Origin of the sequence: Rhodococcus sp. 15-2388-1-1a, assembly GCF_002259145.1 — a bacterium.
In the GTDB taxonomy this organism is placed as follows: Bacteria; Actinomycetota; Actinomycetes; order Mycobacteriales; family Mycobacteriaceae; genus Rhodococcoides.
Map to the genome: position 1 here is coordinate 119,275 of NZ_NPFP01000022.1, position 23,891 is coordinate 143,165.

The window sequence follows — 23,891 nt, forward strand, 5'->3', positions numbered from 1 at the left end:
TTCTGCGCGCAACGAAAGTGCCTGAGCATCCGCGCACGCCTTCGGTAGGCAACGCTAACCTAACCTTTAACGCAGCACAACGACTCGATCGGTGTCAGGGAACACGTTGTAGATCGAACTCGATCTGATTTTCCGTTGTCGGCCAGCCCCGTTGACGCACTGCCCACGGTCCCCGAGGTCGACGACATCACGCGCGACCGTGCCGCACATTCTGAAGCTAGGCTAGGCTACCCTCGCTGAGGCGTCGGGTCCGTCTGTTGCATGAACATTCGTGGCCGGACTCCCGTGACCGACGTTCGATGTAACCGTTCCGAGGAAAGGCTCGTCATGCGAGTGGTGATGTTCGGCTATCAGACCTGGGGTCACAAGACTCTCCAGGCGCTGATCGAGTCGCGGCACGAGGTGGTGGGCGTGGTAAGTCATCCCACCAGTGATCAAGCGTACGAAAGCATTTGGGCCGACTCGGTCGAGGACCTGGCCCGCCGACACGACGTACCCGTACATCTGGCCCGACGGCCCGACGACGCGCTGATCGACCGGATTCACCGGTGGGCCCCCGACATCATCGTGGCCAACAACTGGCGCACCTGGCTTCCGCCGGAGATCTTCGATCACCCGCCCCACGGAACGCTCAATCTTCACGACTCGCTCCTTCCGAAATTCACCGGATTCTCACCCATCGCATGGGCCCTGATCAGCGGCGCACCCGAGGTGGGTCTGACCGCCCACCGCATGGACGGCGAACTCGACACCGGCGACATCCTCACTCAGGCCGCAGTGCCGATCGGCCCCCGTTCCACCGCGACGGAGTTGGTGCTGGCCACGATAGATCTCATTCCCGAGGTCCTTCTCGAGTCACTCGACAGCATCGAAGCGGGCACAGCCGGGTGGCGCCCACAAGACCTGTCGGAGCGCACGTTCTTCCACAAGAGACACGAGACCGACAGTCTGATCGACTGGTCCTGGGACGCGACCGACATCGACCGGTTGATTCGAGCGATGTCCGACCCGTACCCGAACGCGTTCACGCATTATCGCGGCGAACGCATTTCCGTCGTGGAAGCTCATGTGTCACAGGGGATCTACGGAGGCACTCCAGGCCGAGTGTTCATTCGCGAAGGCGACGGCATGGCCATCGTCGCGGGCCCGAATGCCCACCGCGGCACAAATCGGGCACTCGTCATAGACCGCGTCCGAACCGACGACGGCACCGATCACGCTGCTCTGGAGTACTTTCCGAGCGGTGGCGGCTACCTCACCACCACCCCGTGACCGCCCTCACCGCGCAGGCGAACCCCGCAGCACCGTTGACCGCGCGCCGCATCGTTCGTCGCACACTGACCCGCAACAGAGGACGACTCGCAGTCGGAACTGTCCTGCTGTGCGCGCACCAGATCGCCGAGACGGCAGTGCCGTTGGCCCTCGGCGTGATCATCGACCGCGGGATCGCCGAACGCGGGCCGGTGCAACTGGCCTGGTCCATCGCCGCCCTGGCCGTGCTCTTCATCGCACTCACGACGGCGTTCCAGGTCGGCATGCGCCAGCTGAACCTGGCCCTCCAGCGCGAAGCACACCTGGTGCGCATGGAGGTGTCCGGTCGCGTCCTGTCCACCTGCGGGGTGCGCACTCCGTTGTCCGACGGCGAGATGCTCACCGTGTCGAGCAGCGACGCCGAACAGGCAGCGTGGTTCCTCGATCTCTTTCCGCGCATGGCAGCAGCAGCAACTGCGGTTCTCGCGACAGCCGTCGCCTTGTTCGTCATCGACGTCCCACTCGGCCTCGCGGTACTGCTGGGCACACCCCTGTTCATGGCACTGCTCCGACTCGCGACGCCGCTGATCACCGCACGCACGGTGCAGCAGCAATCTCGCGTGGCCAAAGCAACCGCGATGGCCGGTGATCTGGTCGTCGGCCTGCGGTCTCTCCAGGGAATCGGTGCCCAACATGCCGCGTCTGCTCGTTACCGCGCGGCGAGCACAACAGCACTGAACGCAGCCCTCGCCACCGTCCGGTCACTCGCGCTCCAGCGAGGTGTCACGACGACCGTGAGTGCGCTGATCGCTGCCTGCGTCGCATCGTTGGCCGGATGGTTCGCACTCGACGGGCGGATCTCCATCGGGGAGCTGATCGCGGTGGTCGGTCTCGCCCAGTTCCTCATCGAGCCGCTCACCCTGCTGACCTCCGCGCCCGCAGTGGTTGCGCGTGCGCGCGGTTCCGCAGAACGCGTGTCGACCGTGCTCTCGGCCCCTTCCCTTCTGTCCGACGGACCCGAATCGGTACCGGTGCCGACGGGTTTGTCGGTGCGGAACGTGACCTTTCGATCTCTTGCCGGCATCGACATCGACGCCCGTCCAGGCGAATTCGTCGCGGTGATCGCGCTCGATCCCTCGGATGGAGACGCTCTTGCCACCGTTCTCGGCGGCCAAGTCGCCTCCGACGAGTACTCGGGGGACGTGATGTTCGCCGGTGTGTCCATGCGCGAGGTCTCGCGCGAGTCGTTCCGGACGAGAGTGCTGGCCGAGCCGCACACCACCGATCTCTTCGCCGGCTCGCTGATCGAGAACATCGTGGGATTCGAAACCGACACGGATCGAGGGCACCTCGACGCGGTGCTGTCGGCTTCGGCTGCCGACCAGGTTGCCACCGTGCACCGGGACGGACTCGAGCACCGAGTGAACGACCGGGGACAGAATCTGTCCGGTGGGCAGCGCCAACGCCTGGCACTCGCCCGAGCGCTGTATGCGCGTCCACCCGTGCTCGTGCTGCACGAGCCGACCACTGCAGTGGACGCCGTGACCGAACAGGCCATCGCCGACGGCATTCGAGGAGTGCGACATTCGGCAGATCGTGACGACGTCACTGTCGTCGTCACGTCGTCACCGGCGCTGCTCGCAACGGCAGACGTCGTCGTCGTATTGCGCGACGGGCACGTGAGCGACACCGGGACACACGCCGATCTGATCGCAACCAACGCCGAGTACGCAGAGGCGGTTCTACGATGAACGCGAACGTGCAGGATCGACACCGCTTGCCGATCGCGGAGGCCCGTCGGTCCCGGCAGTGGCTCGGCGCACGGATTCGTCGGCATCCCGGCGCTCTCGTCGGTGCCCTCGTGACCGGGATCGTGTCCTCGCTGGCCGCTCTGGTGCCGTTCTTCGTTCTCGGTCGACTGGTGGACGAAGTGACCGACGGCGGCACGCCTCGGTCCATCCTCCCGATCGTGGCCATCCTCACGGTGGCTGCAGTACTGGCCGGAACGTTCTCCGGTGGGACGAGTTATGCCGTCTCCCGGCTCGGCGAGACCATCGTTGCGGGACTTCGTGAATCGGCTCTGGAACGTGTTCTGAACCTTCCCCCCGTCACGGTCGAATCAACCGGGCGCGGCGACCTCCTGTCTCGGATCGGAGACGACGTTGCTCGGATCACCCGTGCTGCCGGAGACGTTGTCCCGTCGATGATCTCGGCTGCTCTGCTCGTCGCGGTATCGGTGGTGGCCATGTTCGGTCTCGACTACCGCCTCGGTCTCGCCGGAATGCTCGCACTGCCGCTGTATCTGCTCGCACTTCGCTGGTACCTGCCGCGGAGCGGCCCCCTGTATGCCGCCGAGAGGGCGGCGATGGGCGACCGATCGGAAGCACTCACCAGCAGCATTCACGGACTTCGCACGGTGCGGGCATACGGAACCGAGAACATGCGGCTCGCCGAGATCGAATCGGCATCGAACCAGGCACGCACACTGGCCATTTCGGTCTTCCGATTGTTCACACGCTTCGTCGGCCGAGAGAACCGAGCCGAGTTCTTCGGCCTGTCGATCCTGCTCGTCGTCGGATATTTCTTGTTCTCACGTGACGAAGTGACGATCGGTGCCGTCACCACGGCGGTGCTGCTCTTCCACCGGTTGTTCAACCCCCTCGGCACCATCCTGTTCCTGTTCGACGAAATCCAATCCGCGGGTGCAAGTCTGAATCGACTCGTCGGAGTCGTGGACATCGCTCTACCCGATCGCCCACAGGTTGCCGCCCCATCGGAGTACACGCTCACCCTCGACGGGGTTCGGTACTCGTACGTCTCCGGCGACGAAATTCTGCACGGCATCCGCCTCACGGTGCCCGCCGGGACATCGCTGGCACTGGTCGGTTCCACCGGTGCCGGCAAGACCACCGCTGCACTCGTCGCAGCGGGATCCATCGAGCCGGACTCGGGAACGGTGACCATCGGCGGAGTGCCGCTGCACGATCTCGGGACAGCGAAACTGCGCCGCTACGTGTCGATCCTGAGCCAGGACGTCCACGTCACCGCCGGGCCGTTGATCGACGACCTCCGTCTCGCGCTCGGTGACGTCCACGACGACGACAGGATCTGGAACGCACTCGACGTCGTCGGTGCGGCGTCGTGGGTGCGCGAACTACCGGACGGCATCGACACCGTCGTCGGCGACGACGGGTATTCGCTCACCGCTCATCGCAAGCAACAGTTGGCCCTCGCCCGACTCGTGTTGGTCGATACCCCGGTCGCCGTCCTCGACGAGGCCACGGCAGAAGCAGGCAGTTCGGGAGCGCGCGCACTCGAACGAGCCGCGCACGCCGCAACGCGCGGGCGAACGACACTCGTCGTCGCCCACCGGCTCACTCAAGCCGCCGCAGCCGATGCCATTGCCGTCCTCGACGCGGGGCGGGTGGTGGAACACGGCACCCATGAAGACCTGGTGAACGCAGGTGGGCCGTACGCACAACTCTGGCGTGCGTGGAAGGGCTCGGACGCGGTCGGGGTGCAGAACCCGGGCTGACCGACTCCCGAGATCAACAGTCCACCGGATCTACAATGTCGAGGAGCACACCGAATGCACAGCGCCCGTGGAGAATCGCTGGACCTGACGCCGTCGCAGCTGGACGTGTGGACGGCCCAGCAGCTGCGCCCGGACAGCGCGGAGTTCAACATCGGTTGGGTCGTGGACCTGATGGAGATGTCCGACGCCGATGCGGCGCGATTGGTGCACAGCATCGACACGGTGCTCCGCGCGGCCGACAACCTGCACGTGCTGTTCACCGACGACGGGTCGCAGGTTCGTCGGATTTCCACACCTCCGACGGTGAATGTCCAACGCGTCGAATGTGATCCGGCCGCCGCCGACGAGGCGATCCGATCCGACCTCGACACGGTCAGATCGCTCGACGGCCCATTGTTCACGCACACGGTGTTCGATCTGGGCGACGGCCACCTGCGCTGGTATCAGGGCTACCACCACATCGTCGTCGACGCGTATGCGGTGCGCGCACTCACGCGCGCGGTCGCGGACGTGTGGAACGGCGGTAAGACTCCGACGTGGTCGTCGAGGATGCTCCTGGACGAGGAACTGGAGTACCGCGGTAGCGACCACGCGCGCATCGATTCCGAGGAGATCGCACGTCGAGCCGATCGCGTCGAGAACGCCGTGGCCCTGGCGGACAAGGCAGATCCGACGGAAACAGGGTGTTCCACCTTGGATTTCGCACAGTCGGACATCGATCTACCCGCCGACGCGCGCACACTGACCGCGGCGGTCCTGATGTACGTGTACCGAGTGTCGGGCCGCAGAACCGTCACTGTGTCGACGGCTCTGCACACACGGTCCAACTCGGTCCGGCGAGAGCAGCTGGGAATGCTCTCCCGTACCCATCCGATGCGCGTGACGATCGAGCCGTCCGACCGGCTGTCCGACGTCGAAGCAGGGCTCATCCCCGAACTCGACGCGTTACGCGCTCATGGTCGAGCGGCAGGCTCGCCCACACACTGCGCGAGCATCAACATGATGGTCTGGAAGAGTCCGATCTCGTTCGGTGATCAGCAGATTCGGATGCGTGGAGTCCGCCTGGGCCCGGTGGACGACATCGACTTCGCCGTCGAGAGCGAGCCGGGTCTCGGCACCGTGATCGACGTACGGGGTCCGCGAGCCGCGGCGCGAGTACACCGTGATCGGCTCCGGTCGTTCCTGCGCACCTTTCGGTCCGACACTCCCGTGTCGGCACCGAACATTCTGTCCGACACCGAATACGAGTCTGTCGTGCACTCGTTCAACGACACGGCGGAGCCGACGCAGGAGCGTACGGTGCCCGCCGTGTTTCGCGAATCCGCGCGTCTGCACTCCGAGTCGGTCGCGGTGGTGGACGGCCCCCGCCGTATCACCTACGCCGAACTGCAACGACGGGTCGACGAGTTGGCGACCGAATTGTCCGCCCGTGGACTGACATCGGAACAGACGGTCGGTATCGGCATCGCCCGCTCCGCCGAGACCGTCGTCGCGGCCCTCGCGGTGATGACAGCGGGCGGAGCCTTCGTACCGGTGGATCCGTCGTGGCCCCTGGCCAGGCGCCAGGATGTGGCCGCGCAGGCCCGAATCGGCCTCCTGTGCATCCGGTTCGACAGCGATGCGCTCGACTCCGTCGCATCGGTGCCCGTCGATCTCGAGAACTGGGTGCACGCGCACCACGCACACACGATGCCCGAGGCGGACATCCACGGATCTTCGTTGGCGTACGTCATGTTCACGTCGGGATCGACTGGAAAGCCCAAGGGCGCGATGATCCGCCACGACGCAATCTGCGCTCGGATGGACTGGCAGATGAATCGACTGCTGAACTTCCGGAGCGACGACGCTGCCCTGTTCAAAGCACCACTGTCCTTCGACATCTCGGTCAACGAATTCTTGCTTCCGCTCGTCAGCGGTGGACGGGTGGTCATCGCAGGCCCAGGTGACGAACGCGATCCGGACAGATTGCTCGACCTGATCGCGAACGAGCGCGTGACGTTCGTGTACCTCGTGTCGTCGATGCTCGACGTCCTGCTCGACATCGACGCCTCCGCCACCGGAGACCGTGCGGGGCGGCTGACTGGACTGCGGCACGTCTGGTGCGGCGGTGAGGTGCTCACGCCCTCACTGTTCGCGCGCTTCAGACAGCAACTGGACACCACCCTGTACCACGGGTACGGGCCCGCAGAAGCGACGATCGGCGTCTCGCACGTCGTGTATTCCGACACCGCCGACCGGATCGCGACATCCATCGGTGCACCGAACCCCAACACTGCGCTGTACGTGCTGGGCGAGGACCTTCGCCCGCTTCCGATCGGGACCGACGGCGAATTGTACGCAGCGGGTTACCTTCTGGGCCGCGGCTACGTTCACGCCCCAGCGTCGACCGCGTCCCGCTTCGTCGCGAACCCGTTCTGCGACAACGGCAGCCGTCTCTACCGCACCGGCGACAGGGCACGCTGGACGCCGGAGGGCACTCTCGAGTTCGCGGGCCGCGTCGACAACCAGGTCAAGATCCGCGGGATGAGACTCGAGCTGGAGGACGTCGAGTCGGTTCTCGCCGGTCATCCGGACGTGCGCCACTGTGCGGTCACGGTGCGCACCACGCCCGCGGGTTCGGCCTACCTTGCTGCATACGTGGTCCCCGTCGCCGGAGCCGAAACCGACGCGCAGCGAATTCGATCCTGGGCCGCGGACAATCTGCCCGAATACATGGTTCCGAGTGGAGTTCTCGTTCTGGAGTCATTCCCTCTGACTGCGAACGGAAAGCTCGATCGTCGTGCGCTCGGGGAACCGGAACTCGCCGGAAGCGAGGACTACCGCGCTCCGTCCACCCCGCGTGAAGCGACGGTGTGCAGTGCGTTCGCCGATGTGCTCGGTCGAGATCGGGTGGGAGCCGACGACGACTTCTTCTCCCACGGCGGCGACTCGCTTCTCGCGGTGCGCCTCGGCCAGTCGCTGGCACGACGCACCGGTCAGAGCGTCCCCATCAGTGCCGTGTTCGATCACCGGACCCCGTCAGCGCTGGCTCGTTGGCTCGTCGACGCGGCACCCGCGACCGTGCCGCTCATGCCGAGAGACGCTGTGTCCGAACCGGTTCTGTCGGACGCACAACGCAGAATGCTGGCCCTGCATCAGTGGGCACCGCACAGCGCGTCGTACACGGTTCCTGTCGAGTGGCAGTTCGACGGCCCGATCGACAGCACGGCACTCGGTGCGGCTCTGCTCGACGTGGTGAATCGACACGCGATACTCAGAACCGTCTACCCCGATCACGAACGGCCGGTCGTACTCGACACGGTCGATTCCGTGCTCGACGTCACCGAGGTGTCCCCGGCACCCGAGTCGATCGTGTTCGACGTGACCGAGGAGCCACCCGTCCGAGCCTGGTGGAACCGGACGAACAACCGCCTCACCGTCGCGTTCCATCACATCGCCACCGACGACCGATCCGAATCCGTCTTCCGCTCCGATCTCGCAGCCGCATACGCCGCGAGAGCGAACGGCGTAGAGCCCGAGCTACCTACGCTCGCAGTGCAATACGACGACTTCGCCTCCTGGTCGCGCGACGTGCTCGGGACGTCCGACGACCCCACGTCCACGGCGTCGCGCATGCTCGCGCACTGGAAGCGGACCTTGGCCGAGCCCCCGGTGTCGCCGCTGGCACGAACCGGAGCGGTGGGTGACGCCGGCGAGACGCTTCACTTCGCACTCTCGTCCGCAGACGCGGATGCTCTCCGCCGTGCTGCAGCCGACGCAGGAGTGAGCCTGTTCATGATGTGCCACGCGGCCACCGCACTTGCGGTGTCCGCCATGACCGGTGCCACCGACATCCTGGTGGCTGCTCCCGTGTCGCTACGCACCGATTCCGCGCTCGACGCCTCGATCGGATGTTTCCTCAACACGCTGATATTGCGCACCCGGATGGTCGGAGACGAGACTCTCGATCGATTCCTGCACGGCGTCCGATCCGCGGATCTCTCCGCCTTCGATCACCAGGCACTCGCGTACGAGGACGTCGTCTCGCAGTGCGGACTCTCGGACACCACGGTCCCGTCGGTCATGACGGTCCTCCTCTCCGACACCGGTGAGGACACCCGCCTACAGCTGGGCACGCAGGCCGGTCGCCGGGAGGCACCGAGCACCGCGACCGCCAAGTTCCCGATCACGTTCACCGTCGACGATCGCGGATCGTCGATGGCGTACTCGGTCGAATATGCAACCGCCGTACTGGACGCGGACCTCGCAGAACAGTACGCGCGCAGCTTCTCCCACGCTCTTCGCACACTTGCGGACGATCTGTCGGTCCCGGTGTCGAGACGCACCCTCACCGACCCCTCCGTCACCGGTCTCGTGGCCGACACCTGGGCACACGGTGAACCCGCACCGCTGGCTGAATCCGTGCTGCCCCAGCTCGTTTCCGACACCATCCGCACACACCCCGATCGCGTTGCGGTGGTGCACCGTGATCGCACGGTCGATTTCGCGCAACTCGACCGCGATGCCGATGCACTCGCAGGCGCGCTCCTCGACGCAGGTGTCGGACCGGACGACGTGGTGGGGGTTCATGTGCCGCGCTCGTACGAGCTGGTGCTGTCACTGGTGGCCGTGCACCGCGCGGGCGCTGCATATCTTCCGCTCGACTCGGGGTTGCCCGAGGAGCGGCTGAGATACATTGCCGCGGATGCCCATCCACGCGTCGTCCTCAGCACCGAACTTTCGCTTCCGTTCACCGACGTCGCCGCCCTCGACCCGTCGAACACATCCGCCACCGGCACCCGGCCGGTACCTGCACCGCTGCGACCGGACAACACGGCCTACGTCATCTACACCTCCGGTTCCACCGGAAAACCGAAGGGCACCGCGGTGTCTCATCGCGCGGCGGTGAACAGACTGGAGTGGATGCGCGATCGATACGACGTCGGAATCGACGACCGCATTCTGCAGAAGACGCCTGCCGGTTTCGACGTGTCGGTGTGGGAGTTCTTCCTGCCCTTGATCACCGGCGCGACCCTGGTCGTCGCCGATCCCGACGGTCACACCGATCCCGAGTATCTTCATCGCCTCATCGACGATGCCGGGGTCACCATCGCCCATTTCGTTCCGTCGATGCTCACCGAGTATCTCGCCGGTACTCCCCTCGACAACGCGCCCAACCCCACACTTCGCCTGCTCGTGTGCAGCGGAGAAGCTCTGCCGCGCAGCACTGCCCGACGGGCTCTCGACGCACTGCCGCACGTCAGGTTGGACAACCTCTACGGCCCCACCGAAGCTGCTGTCGACGTCACGGCGCACCGGGTACGCCGTGACGACGAGGCCGCGTCGGTGCCGATCGGAGCGCCGGTGAGAAACACCGGCACGTACGTCCTCGATCACGCGCTGCGACCGGTTCCACCCGGCGCACCCGGCGATCTCTATCTCGGTGGAGTACAGCTGGCACGTGGCTACACCGGTGCGCCTGCCCTGACCGCCGGGCGATTCGTCGCCGACCCGCACTCCGAAGACGGGCGCAGGCTGTATCGCACAGGCGACCGTGCCCTCTGGTCGGCCACAGGTGAATTGGTGTACCTCGGACGGGACGACGACCAGGTCAAGTTGAACGGCATGCGGGTCGAACTCGGCGAGATCGTGGACGCGTTGGTGACCGTGCCCGGGATCGACAATGCTGCCGTGCTGGTCCGTGACGGCTCGCTGATCGCGTACGTGGTCACGAGTGCGGGTGCCGATCTCTCCGACGGCGACGTCGTCCGATCGTTGTCCACCACGCTTCCGCGACACATGATTCCAGCCACCTGTGTGCGTCTCGATTCGCTTCCGACGACCTCGAACGGAAAGCTCGACCGGCGTGCGTTACCCGACCCGGTTCGGGTCGAGGCCGCCGACGAGCCTGCTCGAACCGAGACCGAGAGGGCGGTGGCGGCGGCGTTCGCCGACGCACTGGGCATCCACAGCGTCGGTCGCACCACCGACTTCCTGGCTGCAGGCGGTCACTCGATGGGTGCCATCGCCGTGCTCGGCCGAATCCGCCGAGAACTGGGTGTTCGGATTCCTCTGGGCGGGTTCATGTCCGAGCCGACCGTGCACGCCGTGGCCCGGTTGTGTGAGTCCTCGTCGCCGTGCGACATCCGGACGACCGAGAACGTCGCCCGGCGTGATCGATCGGCGCTCACACCGGGCCAGTTCCGCATGTGGATGGACTGGAACGTCCGTGGCACCGGAGCGACCTACAACGTTCCACTCGTGTGGCGCAGATCCGAGTCGGTCGACACCGGGGCGCTCGGTGCGGCGCTGCGAGACGTGGTCGAGCGGCACGAGATTCTCAGGACGGTGTATCCGAGTCCGGCCGGAGAGCCCACTGCGAGGATCGTGCCGGTACCCGAGACCATCATGGTCTCCACCGAGGAGAGCGTCACCGATGTCGTGCGGACGGCGTTCGACCTCGGTACCGACATCCCGATCCGCGCATTCACCACCGCTGAGCACTTCGTGATCGTGGTGCACCACATCGCATTCGACGAGTGGTCACGTGATGTGCTGCTCGACGACCTGACGTTCGCGTACTCGGCGCGCTCGGCGGGACACCGTCCCTTGTGGCACTCCGACGCCACCCAGTACGCGGACGTCGAAGAACACGTCGACATCGATTCCGGACTCGACTCGTGGATGCAGGTACTGAACGGGGCACCCGAATCGACCGAACTGCCCCTCGATCGGCCCAGACGAGCTCGCCGAACCGACACCCGAACGGCGGGCAGCGTGCAGCGGCACCTGCCTCGGGGCGCAGTTGCGGGTCTGAAGTCCGTTGCGGTACGAACCGGTACGACGATGCCGATGCTCACCTCGGCCGTGGTTGCAGTGACTCTCGCCGGCAGTGGGGCCGGTGACGACGTCTGCATCGGTCTGCCGGTATCCACCCGCGCCGGCGCTCCGGACACCATCGGCTACTTCCTCAACACCGTCGTCCTCCGCGTCGACCTGTCCGGATCACCGAGCCTTCGGACCGTCGTCGACCGTGTGCGCGGCGCAACGCTGAACGCATACGACCTCGCTCATGTGCCGTTCGAGCGCGTGGTCGCCGCATCCGGCTCCGAGTCACTGTTCGACGTGATGGTGGTGCACCAGGTGCCACCGCGGAGGTCTTCCGAACTGACGCTGGGAGATTCGGTACTGGAACCGGAGGCCGTGTCGACGCACACCGCCAAATTCGACGTGCTGGTGGAGTTCGCCGAGAGCGTCGACGGCCTTGCCGTGACGATCGACTACGCCACCGACGTGTTCGACGACGACACTGCCCTCGCTCTGCTGGAACGGCTGGTGAACAACGCCACCGCTCTGGCAACCGATCCGGCGGTCTCGATCGCCGAGTTGGGCGGTCCCTCGACCGCCGAGGCAGACGCCGTCGCGCACTGGAACGACACCTCGTTCCCGACCGACGACGCCACCCTGATCGATCTGCTCGACGGCGGTGCAGCACACCGGCCGGACGCGGTGGCAGTTCGGTTCGCCGGGATCGACCTGACATTCCGTGAACTGACCGATCGCAGTGAGGCTCTCGCGCGTCGACTGTCCGAGTTCGGAGCGCGGCCCGGCTCGGTGGTCGCCGTCGCCGTTCCCCGATCGCTCGAACTGGTGGTCTCGATCATGGCCGTGATCCGTTCCGGGGCGGCGTATCTGCCTCTGGACACGAGCTACCCCGAGGACCGGCTTCGCTTCACCGTCGAGGATGCTCGGCCGATAGCGATCGTGGGCCGACCCGGCAACGTCGAGTTCGCAGACGGCACAACACCGGTGGTGGATCCGCTCGATTCCTCGACCGCAATGCCGTCGACGACGCTTGTTCGCCCGGCACCCGACGATGCCGCCTACGTCATCTACACCTCGGGGTCGACGGGGCGCCCGAAAGGCGTTGTCAACACACATCGGGCCATCGTCGGACACCTTCGATGGATGCAGGACGAGTACCGGCTCGGCCACGACGACGTGGTTCTGCAGAAGACTCCCGCGGGCTTCGACGTGTCGGTGTGGGAATTCTTCCTCGCTGCGACCGTCGGTGCATCGACCGTGGTGGCCGAGCCCGATGGGCATCGTGATCCGCAGTACATCGGCCGGGTGATCCGAGAAGAAGCGGTGACCACCATCCACTTCGTCCCGCCCATGCTCGACGCGTTTCTCTCTGCCACCGATGCGTCCGCGTGCACCTCGCTTCGTCGGATCATCTGCAGCGGAGAAGCATTGCTCCCGGATCTGGCGCGTCGCGCTCGGGAAGCTCTTCCCGGCGTACGACTGGACAATCTGTACGGCCCGACGGAGGCCGCGATCGACGTGACCGCGTACACCGTCGCCGACGTGGACCCCCGGTCCTCGGTCCCGATCGGAACGCCGGTGTACAACACAGGTATTCGTATTCTGGACTCTCATCTTCGGCCGGTTCCTCTCGGTGTGGCGGGAGATCTGTACATCGCGGGGATACAACTCGCGCGGGGATATCACCGTCGCCCGTCCCTCACCGCATCGCGATTCGTCGCCGATCCACACGGGTCACCGGGTGTTCGGCTCTACCGCACGGGTGACATCGCCCGGTGGCGGCGCAACGGGGACATCGAATTTCTCGGGCGAGCCGACGACCAGATCAAGATTCGCGGCCAGCGGGTGGAGCTCGGCGAGGTTGCCGCCGCCATCACCGACGAATGCCCCGACATCGAGTCCGCGGTAGCCGTGGTGCGCGACGGTTCGATCGTCGCGTACGTGGTGGCTCGCGTATCCGGCTCTCTGCCTGTCGATATCGACGATCGACTCCGGCAGCGTCTGCCCGAGCACATGGTTCCGGCAGCGATCGTCCCGCTCGGTGCGATACCCGTCACCGTCAACGGCAAGCTGGACCGCCGCGCGCTTCCGGAGCCGGCCGTCGAAGCTCGTGATCATCGCGCACCCGATACCGATGCCGAACGCGCACTGCTGCACATTGCCGAGAACGATCTGGGCCTGCGTATCGGCCTCGACGACGACTTCTTCCGATCGGGCGGAGACAGCATCAGCGCGGTTCTGCTCGCCGCCAAAGCAACTCGAACGGGTCTGACGTTCACCGTCCGCGATGTGTTCGAACTCCGCACGTTGGCCGACATCGCCCGGCGCAGCGCTGCATCCGCGCAGTACCGCTCCCCCGCACGCACAACGACGGCATCGCCGGGTACCCCGGTGCCACTGCCCACCGGGGTACGCGCAGCGAAGAACGCCGGGATCGTCGAACACGTGCACACCGTCAGCACGCCCGTTGCCCGCCCGCTGTCCGCCGACGACCTCGTCGAGATCGAACGGTCGCTTCGGGAACGCAACGAAGGGCTGCGGTTGGCGATCGACACACGGCGAAAGACGTTGTGGCGCGCCCGTATCGTGCCGCCGGACGGACCATCGGCCGAACCTCTCGACACGTCCTCGGGACGGGGATACCGCATCGAGTCGGTGGCCTCGTCCGACGGCCCACACGTCGAGGTGACGGTCCACGCACTGATCGGCGACGACACCACAGCGCGCGACCTCGCCGCGGCCGTGGCGGCTGTGGCCGCCGGCCGGTCGCCCGAGGACATCCGCTCGCACCACCGCCCGACCTCCGACGAAGGAGCTCAACTCCGTGCATGACACCACCTACGCAGCTCGTTCGGTCGGCACGACACTGTCCGCCGCACAAACGGACATGTGGATAGCGCACCAGGCCGACCCGACCAGCGCCGCATTCAACATCGGCTTCGAGATCTCCTTTCCCTCGGACCTCGACGTCGACAGACTGCTCACGTCCATCGATTCGGTCCTCGACCGATACCGAGGCGGACGGTCCCGCTTCACCACCGATCACGACGGCAGGCCCGTCCGCATCTCGTCCGACGCTCGAATCGTCACCACGCTGGTCGACGGACGTGGACAGGATGCAGTAGCGACGACGGCGGTCCTCGCCGCGAAGGATCTGAGCACCCCGCTCGATCTCGAATTCGATCAGCTGATGAGCTCGGTACTGGTGTCGAGCGACAACGGTCACGTGTGGTACTTCCGCGCACACCACATCGTTCTCGACGCTGCGGGTGCGGTGCTGCTCGCGACCGCTGTCACCGACACGTACGTCCACGGCGGCACCGACCGCAGCCCCTGGCTCGCCGACAGTGCTGTGGCCGAGGATCTCTCGTACCGGGAGTCCGAGCAGTTCCTGTGCGACCGCGAGTTCTGGCGCACGCGGCTCGCAGCGGCCGCACCTCCGATCACGTTGCTACCGATGCCTGCAGCCCCCACCGGGTCGGTGTACGAGAGAAGGACGGACCTGTCCGCCGACCTGGTCGGTGCGCTGGGCGGCCTCGCCGAATCCGCTGGGGTACGGCCGACGCACGTCTATCTCGCCGTCTACGCGGCGTTCGTGCACCGCTGGTCGGGAGAACGAGACGTGACCCTGACGTTGCCCACCGCTGCACGGACCACGGACCTGTTGCGCTCCGAACCGTGCACCGTCTCGACGACTCATCCGTTGACGGTGCGTATCGAGCCGCTCGACAGCGTCGCCGACGTCGCACGAAAAATCAGGAGTTCGCTGGCCGAATCGCATCCCCACCGCCGCTACCGCGGCGAGGACATGATCCGCGATCGCGCGCTCGGACAGCCGAGCACAGCCGGACGCTCGTTCGGTCCTGGCGCGAACATCATTGTCGGGGAGGTCGATTCGCACGGTATCGGCTGGTCGGGACAGGCACTGAGCGTAGGGCCGTTCAACGACCTCGAGTTCGTTCTGACCTGCATCGGGCCGTCCGCGCCCGTCACGGTTCAGATGCGAGGGGACCGCGCCAGTGCCTCCGATATCGACACGCGCTTCGACGCACTGGCCGTTCTGCTGGCCGCGATCGGTGCCGCACCCGATCGGCCGATCAGCGAACTGACGTTGGTCGACGAACCGACCGGATCACGGATCGTCCACGCCTTCAACGACACCGACTCCGTGATCGACCGCACCCCGGTACCCGACATGTTCGCCGAGCGCGTGCGTGATCGTCCCGGCAGCATCGCCATCGTCGACGGTACGCGCCACATCACCTACGAGCGTGCCGCCACGATGGTCGCGCAGCTGGCGTCCACGCTCGTCGCGAACGGCCTTCGCGCCGAGGACGTCGTGGCCCTGAGCATGCCGCGCTCGGCGGAAATGGTGATCTCTCTGCTGGCCGTCCTGCGGGCAAGCGGCGCGTTCGTACCGTTGGACCCGTCCTGGCCACGGGACCGACGAGAACGAGTACTCACCGATTCCGGCACGCGAGTCGTTCTCTCGCATCCTGATTCGGCGCACCTCGACGATTCCTCCGTCGTGCCGAACGAGACGGTCGTGAACCTCGACGACTGGCAGTTCGATCACCCGGCGGTCCGCTGCGAATTCGAGACCATCTCGGCCGATCGGCTGGCCTACGTCATCTTCACGTCGGGATCCACCGGCCGACCCAAGGGTGCCATGATTCGACACGGTGCGATCTCCGAGCGCCTGAACTGGCAGCGGACGGACATCCTCGGTTTCGGCGCGGACGACGCCGCACTGTTCAAGGCACCGTTGGCATTCGACATCTCGATCAACGAGATCCTGCTGCCGCTGGTGTGCGGTGGCCGCGTCGTCGTCGCGAAGGACGGCGGCGAGCGGGACCCGTTCTATCTCCTCGACACCATTGCCCGCGAACGCGTGACGTTCGTCTACCTGGTGTCGTCGATGCTCGAGTCACTGCTGCACCTCGACACCGACAACGCCCTGTCCGGGTTGCGGCACGTCTGGTGCGGCGGAGAGGTCCTCACCCCTGACCTGTTCTCCCGCTTTCGGGATCGACTGGACACGACCCTCTACCACGGTTATGGGCCGGCCGAGGCGACCATCGGTGTCTCCCATGTGATCTACCACGACGCGGACGACCGAATCGCCACTTCCATCGGTCGACCGAACCCCAACACTCAACTCTACGTTCTCGATTCACGACTTCGCCCGGTCCCGATTGGGTGCGGCGGCGAACTCTACGCAGCAGGGGCGCTGCTCGGACGCGGATACCGCAACGCGTCGGCGCTGACCGCGGCACGATTCGTGGGCAACCCGTTCGCAGCCGACGGCTCGGCGATGTACCGGACCGGCGACCTCGCCCGGTGGCGGTCGGACGGCTCACTCGACTTCCTCGGTCGGGCCGACAACCAGGTCAAGATTCGCGGCATGCGGTTGGAATTGGAAGACATCGAATCGGCACTGTCCGACCACCCCTCGGTGCGCTACGCCGCGGTCACCGTCCTGCACCGAGAGTCGGGAGACGTGCTGAGTGCGTACGCGATCCCCACGGATCGCGACGGCATCGATCGCGAACAGCTGCAGACGGTCCTGACGTCGTGGTTACAGAGCAAGCTCCCCGAGTACATGGTCCCCACATACATGACCATCCTCGACGACGTCCCCGTCACCGCGAACGGCAAGCTCGACCGCAGAGCGCTCCCGGAACCGACAGCGAACCCCGCGGGTCGCGACGCTCCTCGCACCGGGATCGAGAAGCGTCTGTGCCGGGTCTTCGCGGCGGTGCTGTCCGTGCCGAACATCGGTGTTTCCGACGACTTCTTCTCTCTCGGCGGTCATTCGCTGATGGCGCTACGACTGGCGGTTGCACTGCACGCCGAGTTCGGTGTCCGCGTCGGTTTGCCCGTGTTGTTCGATCATCGGACGGTCGCCTCACTCGGCGCAGCAATCGATTTCACTGCAGGTGCTCAGGTCGGCAGGCCAGGTGACCATTCGGACGCCGACGGGGCACCCGTGTCGTTCGGGCAGGAACAACTACTGTTCCTGGAGAGCCTGTCCGGCCCGTCCACGGCGTATCTGCTCACGCTCGATCTCGAACCGGACGAGCCTCTCGACCCCGTCGCCCTGCACCGAGCCGGCGTGGAACTCGTTGCGCGACATCCCATTCTGCGCACCGTGTATCCGGCCGGTTCGGGCGACTGGACCCAACACGTTCTGTCGGTCGACGAGGCAGCCGACAAGTTCCGCGTCGAACCGACAGTCACGGTGCCGACGCCCATCGATCTGCAGTCCGAGCTGCCGATTCGGCTGTCCTGCGACGCGACCCGATTACGCATCACGCTGCACCACATCGCGTGCGATCAGGAGTCGGTGAAGATTCTGGTCGACGAGCTCGCCGCGGCGTACGGGCGCTCTCTCGGCAACGCCGCAGACCCACTGCCGTCGACGACGCACACCGCCGCGACGTACGCGCAGTTCGCGCGGTGGCAGCGTGAGACTGCAACCGATCGGTCCGACCTCGACTTCTGGGTCGAGCGACTCGGCCACGTTCCGCCGGTCACTGCGCTCCCGCACGACTTCGAGCGCAGGGCCGACGCCGGCGGCACCGGAGAACTGGTGACCGTTCCGTTGTCCGACGAACTGTCGGACGCCATCGATCGATCCACGAGCGAAAATGCGGTCACCCCACTCGTACTGCTGCACACTGCCGTCGCAATGGTGTTGCGAGCCAGAGGTTCCGGTGACATCGTCCCGATCGGCACCGCGGTGGACAGTCGCAATGATGCGCAGTTGGCAAGCACGGTGGGCTTTTTCGTCAATACTGTCGTGCTCTCGGCATCGGTCGACGACGCGCTGACGTTCACCGAGTTGGTCGATCGAGTGCGCTCGAGCGATCTGGAGGCGTACGACCACCGCGACGTGCCGTTCGAAGCAGTCGTCGCGACCCTCGACCCGCCGCGGACACCGGGTGTCAACCCGTTGTTCCAAGTCATGATCGCGGACGTCGACGATCGCCCGATCCGTCCGAACTTCGGACACGTCGGCACCCGTTCGGCTTTCGGGGGCGGATCGCTGGCGGCGAAGTTCGACCTGACGTTCGGAATCGGGTTCACCGCCGAAGGCCGACGCTCGCTCACCCTCGTGTACGACCGCGACCTCTTCACCGAGACGACCGCGCGGACGCTGCTCTCCGGGGTCCACGCCGTCCTCGTGCAGGGCACTCGTCATCCGCGACTCGTGGTGGCCGAGATCGCTGTACCGACCACCCCGGGATCGTCCGGCACCGCCCGGCTCGCACCGGCGCAACTGAGGATGCTCGATGCCGGAATCTCGGACGACGCCTGTGTCGAATGGACGGTGCCGGGCGGGTCGCCGGCCACCGCCTACCGTCTGATGGCGGAATTCGACGCTCTGCGGATGACCCTCGTTCGCGACGGCGACGGTGGGCGGCACATCGCGATCGCCTCGGTGGACGATGCCATCGCACGCCCGCTCGATGGGACCATCGACGTCGGTTCGAGACCGGTCACCGCAACCGAATGCGAGTCCGGCACCGTACTACGCGCCCATCCGTTGTTCGTCGATGCCGAGTCGTGGCCACCCGTCGCGGTGGACTCGACTCTCGACTTCGCGGACTACCTGCGCGAGTTGGATTCTCGTGCGACGGATCTCGGGATCGTCGAGCATGCAGAAGCCTGGCTGGACTTCGGCGACGACGTGCTGGAAACCACCGTCACCGAGTTCGCGGCCGGAGAACCTGGAACGGCCGATGCAGACGTGTGGGACACCGCGGATGCGCTGGATACCGACCGCACCCGCGCTGCCGCACTGATCGCCCTGGCGCGCACTCTCACCGATCTCGGTGCCGGCGAGGCGTGGCTGGTCGAGATCGACGAACCCGACCGGGATGGACACGCTCGTACGATCGGGCATCTGCGCAGACGGTATCCGTTCTCTCTGAGTTCGGCGGATGCCCAGAGGAGCATCGACGAATTCCTGAATGCGCACAGGGACGATCCGGACCCGTCGACCTACGACGTGGCCGCATACACGAGCGAACACACGGTCGGTGTGTTCGAGGAGATGCCACGAGCAACCGTCGTTCTCGTCATCGGCCGATCTCCACAGTTCACGGAGATGCGCAGCTCTGCACCGACGTTCGCGTTGACAACGGGCTCGTCGATCCGCGCTCGTGTGACGGCGGCGGACCGTGCTCTCGGCGGCCTACCGGTAGCGGATGCCGCTCGAACCTGGGCCTTACACTTGCGGACCGCGCTCACCGATGCGCGGCGCAACGGGGATTCGGCGGACCTCGTTCCACTGCTGTCGGACGTGGATGCGGCTCGGTTGCGGCGGAGTTTCGGACCGGTGCGGCACGTGTGGCCGCTCTCGCCCCTGCAGACCGGCCTGTTGTTTCACCTGCTCGCCGGGAGCGAGGGCGAGGCGGACGTCTACGTCTCGCAGACCGTGGTCGAGCTGTCGGGACACATCGATCGAGACCGCCTCGCCGCGGCAGCGAGGGCATCGATCGACAAATTCCCCAACGTTGCAGTGGGTTTCGCCGAGATCGGTGATCGCGCGGTGCAGGTGGTTCCGGAGACGTTCGATGTTCCGTGGACGTACCGCACCGGCAGTGATGTCGACGGGTTCACCCGCGAACAGGCGTCGATACCGTTCGACGCCTCGAACCCGCCGCTTCTTCGCTTCGGTCTTCTGTCCGACGGACCCACCCATCATCATCTCGTCTTCACGGCGGAGCACATTCTGCTCGACGGGTGGTCGATCTGGCGATTCCTGATGTCCGTCCTCGACAGCTACACCGACGAGGACGCCGAACGGAGCAGATCCACAGCATCTTTCGGTACCTACCTGGCGTGGCTCTCTCGACAGGACCTGCCCGCAGCCGAGCGTGAATGGCAGAGATATCTCGGAGGGATAGACGAGCCCACCCTCGTCGCTCCGCGCCGCCGATCGCTCGGTGCGACGTCGTCGTCGAACTCTCGGGATCTACGCGTCACCGTGGATCCCGTGGTGTCCCAGGGTCTGCTCGAGGTCGCTGCCACCGCGGGCGTCACCCTCTCGACGGTGTTCGAGGCGGCGTGGGGAATGACACTGCGTCGCATTCTGGGCACCGACGACGTGCTCTTCGGATCGGTGGTGTCGGGACGCCCACCCGAGATCGACGGAATCGACACCACGATCGGGTTGCTGTTCAACACTCTTCCCACACGATTCACCTCGAACCCGTCGCACACGGTGACCGAGATGCTGCAGAAAGCCCAGCAGGACAAGCTGCTTCATCTGACGCACCCGTACGTCACCCTGTCGGCGCTGCTGCAGATGTCGGGACACCGCGCACTGTTCGACACACTGTTCGTCTTCCAGAACACCCCGGTGATCTCACCGGAAACACCGTTCGGTCCGCCGGGCAGCCGGGTGCGCGTCGAGAACGTGACGCTGCGCGACGCGACGCACTACCCGCTGTCGATAGTCGTCGACCCGGACGCCGGGTCCACCTCGGCCCCGACTGCCGGGTTGCGGGTGATGTTCCAGGAGGACGTCGTCGACGAAGTGACGGTACGCGAGTGGATCGACACCTTCACCCGGACGCTCGACGCGATCACGAAGAACGTCGACGGTCTCGTCGCACGCTGCGACCCACTCACCGACGCGCAACGCGACCTGCTGGTGCACCGTTTCAACGACACGGCGCGTGCTGTCCCGGAGTTGTCCGTCTACGACCTTCTGCTGCGCCAGGCCGAGAGTTCTGCATCGTTTCCCGCGGTTCGTGCAGGCGACACCGTCCTGACCTATGCAGAGCTGGTCGAGCGAGCGAACCGAACCGCCCGTGTCCTGCTGTCGCTCGGAGCGGGGCCGGACCGTCGGGTCGCGTTGTTGCTCCCCCGATCCGAGGACATGGTGGTCGCGTTGTTCGCGGTGTTCGCGGCACACAGTGCGTACGTGCCGATCGACCCCGAACACCCGCAGGACCGGATCGGTCACATGCTCGCGGTGTCCGAACCCGCGGTGATCCTGACGGATTCGTCTCTCGTCGATCGGCTTCCCGAGCATCTTCGGACTGCGCCGAGCACGGTGCTGCTGGATCTGTCGCGTGAGGCGATCGACGACGCATCCGGCGCGGCCGTGACCGACGACGATCGCGGCGCACACACCGATCTCGACCAACTCGCGTACGTCATCTTCACGTCCGGTTCCACCGGGCGCCCCAAGGGTGTGGCCGTGCCGTACCGAGGTCTGACGAACATGTTCTACAACCACGAGGCCGCCATCTTCGAGCCGGTTCTTCTCCGTCAGGGCGGCCGACGGATCAGGATTGCGCACACCACGTCGTTCTCGTTCGACGCCTCCTGGGAGCAGCTGCTGTGGCTGCTCGCGGGCCACGAGGTGCACGTGATCGACGAGGATCTGCGACGCGACCCGGAACAACTGCTCGAGTACTACGACGAGCACCGGATCGATGCATTCGACGTGACGCCCACGTACGGAGAGCATCTCGTCGATCAAGGACTGCTGGACCGCGAGCGTTGCCGGAATTCGGCATCCGGGTCGGTCGATTCCGGAGCGACGGGCGTGGTGTTCGTCTCGCTCGGCGGGGAGGCCGTCGGAGACGGGCTGTGGGATGCGTTGCGCTCCGCCCCCGGTGTGGACGGCTACAACCTCTACGGGCCGACCGAGTACACGATCAACGCACTCGGTGCCGATGTCGCCGACACCGAGCGGCCGAGCCTCGGGCGACCGATCGCGAACACCGCGGCGTACGTACTCGATTCCACACTGTCACCGGCACCCATCGGCGCTGTCGGCGAATTGTATTTGGCCGGAGCGGGATTGGCACGGGGATACTTCGCGATGCCGGCCATGACCTCGGACCGTTTCGTCGCCTGCCCGTTCGGTGCACCTGGTGCACGGATGTACCGGACCGGTGACCTGACGAGGCGTCGCCCCGACGGCACACTCGACTACCTCGGTCGAGCCGACGATCAGGTCAAGATTCGCGGTCATCGCATCGAGCCGGCCGAGATCGCGAACGTCTTGACCGCGCAGGATCGTGTCGCTCGCGCCGCGGTCGTCACCGTGACCGGATCGGCCGGAGATCGCGCACTGGCCGCGTACATCGTCCCCGAGAAGGGTGCCGCGATCGACGTTGCGATCGTCAAAGCCGCTCTGCGTCAGCAGCTTCCCGCGTACATGGTTCCGTCCGCCATCACGGTGGTCGACGATGTACCACTGACCGTCAACGGCAAGTTGGATACCCGTGCACTGCCTGCACCGGAGTGGGATGCCGCGGCGGCAGATTCGGCCGACGCGGAAAACGCACTCGAACAAGCGATCGCAGACATCTTCGTCGAGATTCTCGGAACCACGCGGGTAGGCCGTGACGACGACTTCTTCGCGCTCGGCGGGCACTCGTTGCTCGTCGTCCGGCTGACGCGTCGACTCGAGTCCGTGCTCGGCCGATCCGTCGGAGTTCGAGACGTCTACGCCAGGCCGACGCCTGCCGCACTCGCCGAAACCGCCGCGTCGGGATCGGAATCCGGAACGATGCTCGATCCGGTGTTGCGGCTGCGCGACGCAGGGCCGAACACGGTGTTCTGCTTCCAGCCCGCAGGTGGCCTGGCGTGGTCGTACATGGGCCTGGTGCGTTTCCTTCCCGCTCCCACTTCGGTAGTGGCACTGCAGGATCCGTACCTGTCCGATGGCGAGATCGAACTCGACACGTTCGACGCCCTGGTCGACGACCAGTACCGCCGAATGCGCGAGGTGTCGCCCTCCGGCCCCTATCATCTGCTCGGGTGGTCGTTCGGCGGCCAGATCGCCCACGAGGTGGCCGCACGGCTCCACGCTGCGGGTGAGACCGTTGCGTCGCTCGTGCTGCTGGATTCGTTCATCGTTCCGTCCGACGCACCGGCACAGGAGCAGCTGGAGTCCCAGCGCGAGGACATCGCGGCCTACGTACGCAGCGACTCGCTCCTCGGTGCGCTCGACGACACCACCAGAGAGCGACTCGTGTCGGCTCACGTACGCCACCTCCGGTTGACGGCCTCGGCAGACCCCGCACCGTTCGACGGCGACGCACTCCTCGTGTCCGCCACCGAAGGGCTCGATCCCGACTTCGGTGCGCAACGAGAGACGTTGTGGCGGGAGCGAATCCGCGGTGAACTTCGGGTGGATCCCTATGATCTGCCGCACCTCGCACTCGGGCAGGCACGCGGATGGAATGCCATCGGCCCTGCCGTCGCCCAGTACATCCTCGAGAGGAGTAGATGACCCCCTTCGACACGTTCCACCATCCACGATCGACTA

4 protein-coding genes and 2 pseudogenes are annotated in these 23,891 nt (G+C 65.9%); all 6 read left to right on the top strand.

What is annotated here, in order from left to right:
* Positions 1–327 precede the first annotated feature (327 nt).
* Complete coding sequence (locus CH302_RS15155) at positions 328–1,272, top strand: methionyl-tRNA formyltransferase (RefSeq protein WP_037194540.1); 945 nt, start codon at positions 328–330, stop codon at positions 1,270–1,272.
* Positions 1,269–3,002 carry an ABC transporter ATP-binding protein gene (locus tag CH302_RS15160; RefSeq protein WP_255138231.1) on the top strand — a complete coding sequence of 578 codons (1,734 nt, stop codon included), beginning with the start codon at positions 1,269–1,271 and terminating at the stop codon, positions 3,000–3,002. The genes CH302_RS15155 and CH302_RS15160 overlap by 4 nt, the downstream gene beginning before the upstream one ends.
* Positions 2,999–4,786, top strand: coding sequence for an ABC transporter ATP-binding protein (locus CH302_RS15165; protein WP_037194538.1), 1,788 nt, complete (start codon positions 2,999–3,001; stop codon positions 4,784–4,786). Before CH302_RS15160 ends, CH302_RS15165 begins: the two co-directional genes overlap by 4 nt.
* A 54-nt stretch (positions 4,787–4,840) precedes the next feature.
* On the top strand, positions 4,841–14,422 hold the full coding sequence (locus CH302_RS15170; RefSeq protein ID WP_037194536.1) for a non-ribosomal peptide synthetase: 9,582 nt from the start codon (positions 4,841–4,843) through the stop codon (positions 14,420–14,422).
* A pseudogene (locus tag CH302_RS30995) lies at positions 14,415–17,519 on the top strand (non-ribosomal peptide synthetase); the annotation flags it as partial. The gene CH302_RS15170 and the pseudogene CH302_RS30995, both read left to right, overlap by 8 nt.
* 63 nt (positions 17,520–17,582) lie before the next feature.
* Positions 17,583–23,855: pseudogene (locus CH302_RS15175) on the top strand (amino acid adenylation domain-containing protein); the annotation flags it as partial.
* Positions 23,856–23,891: the final 36 nt, after the last annotated feature.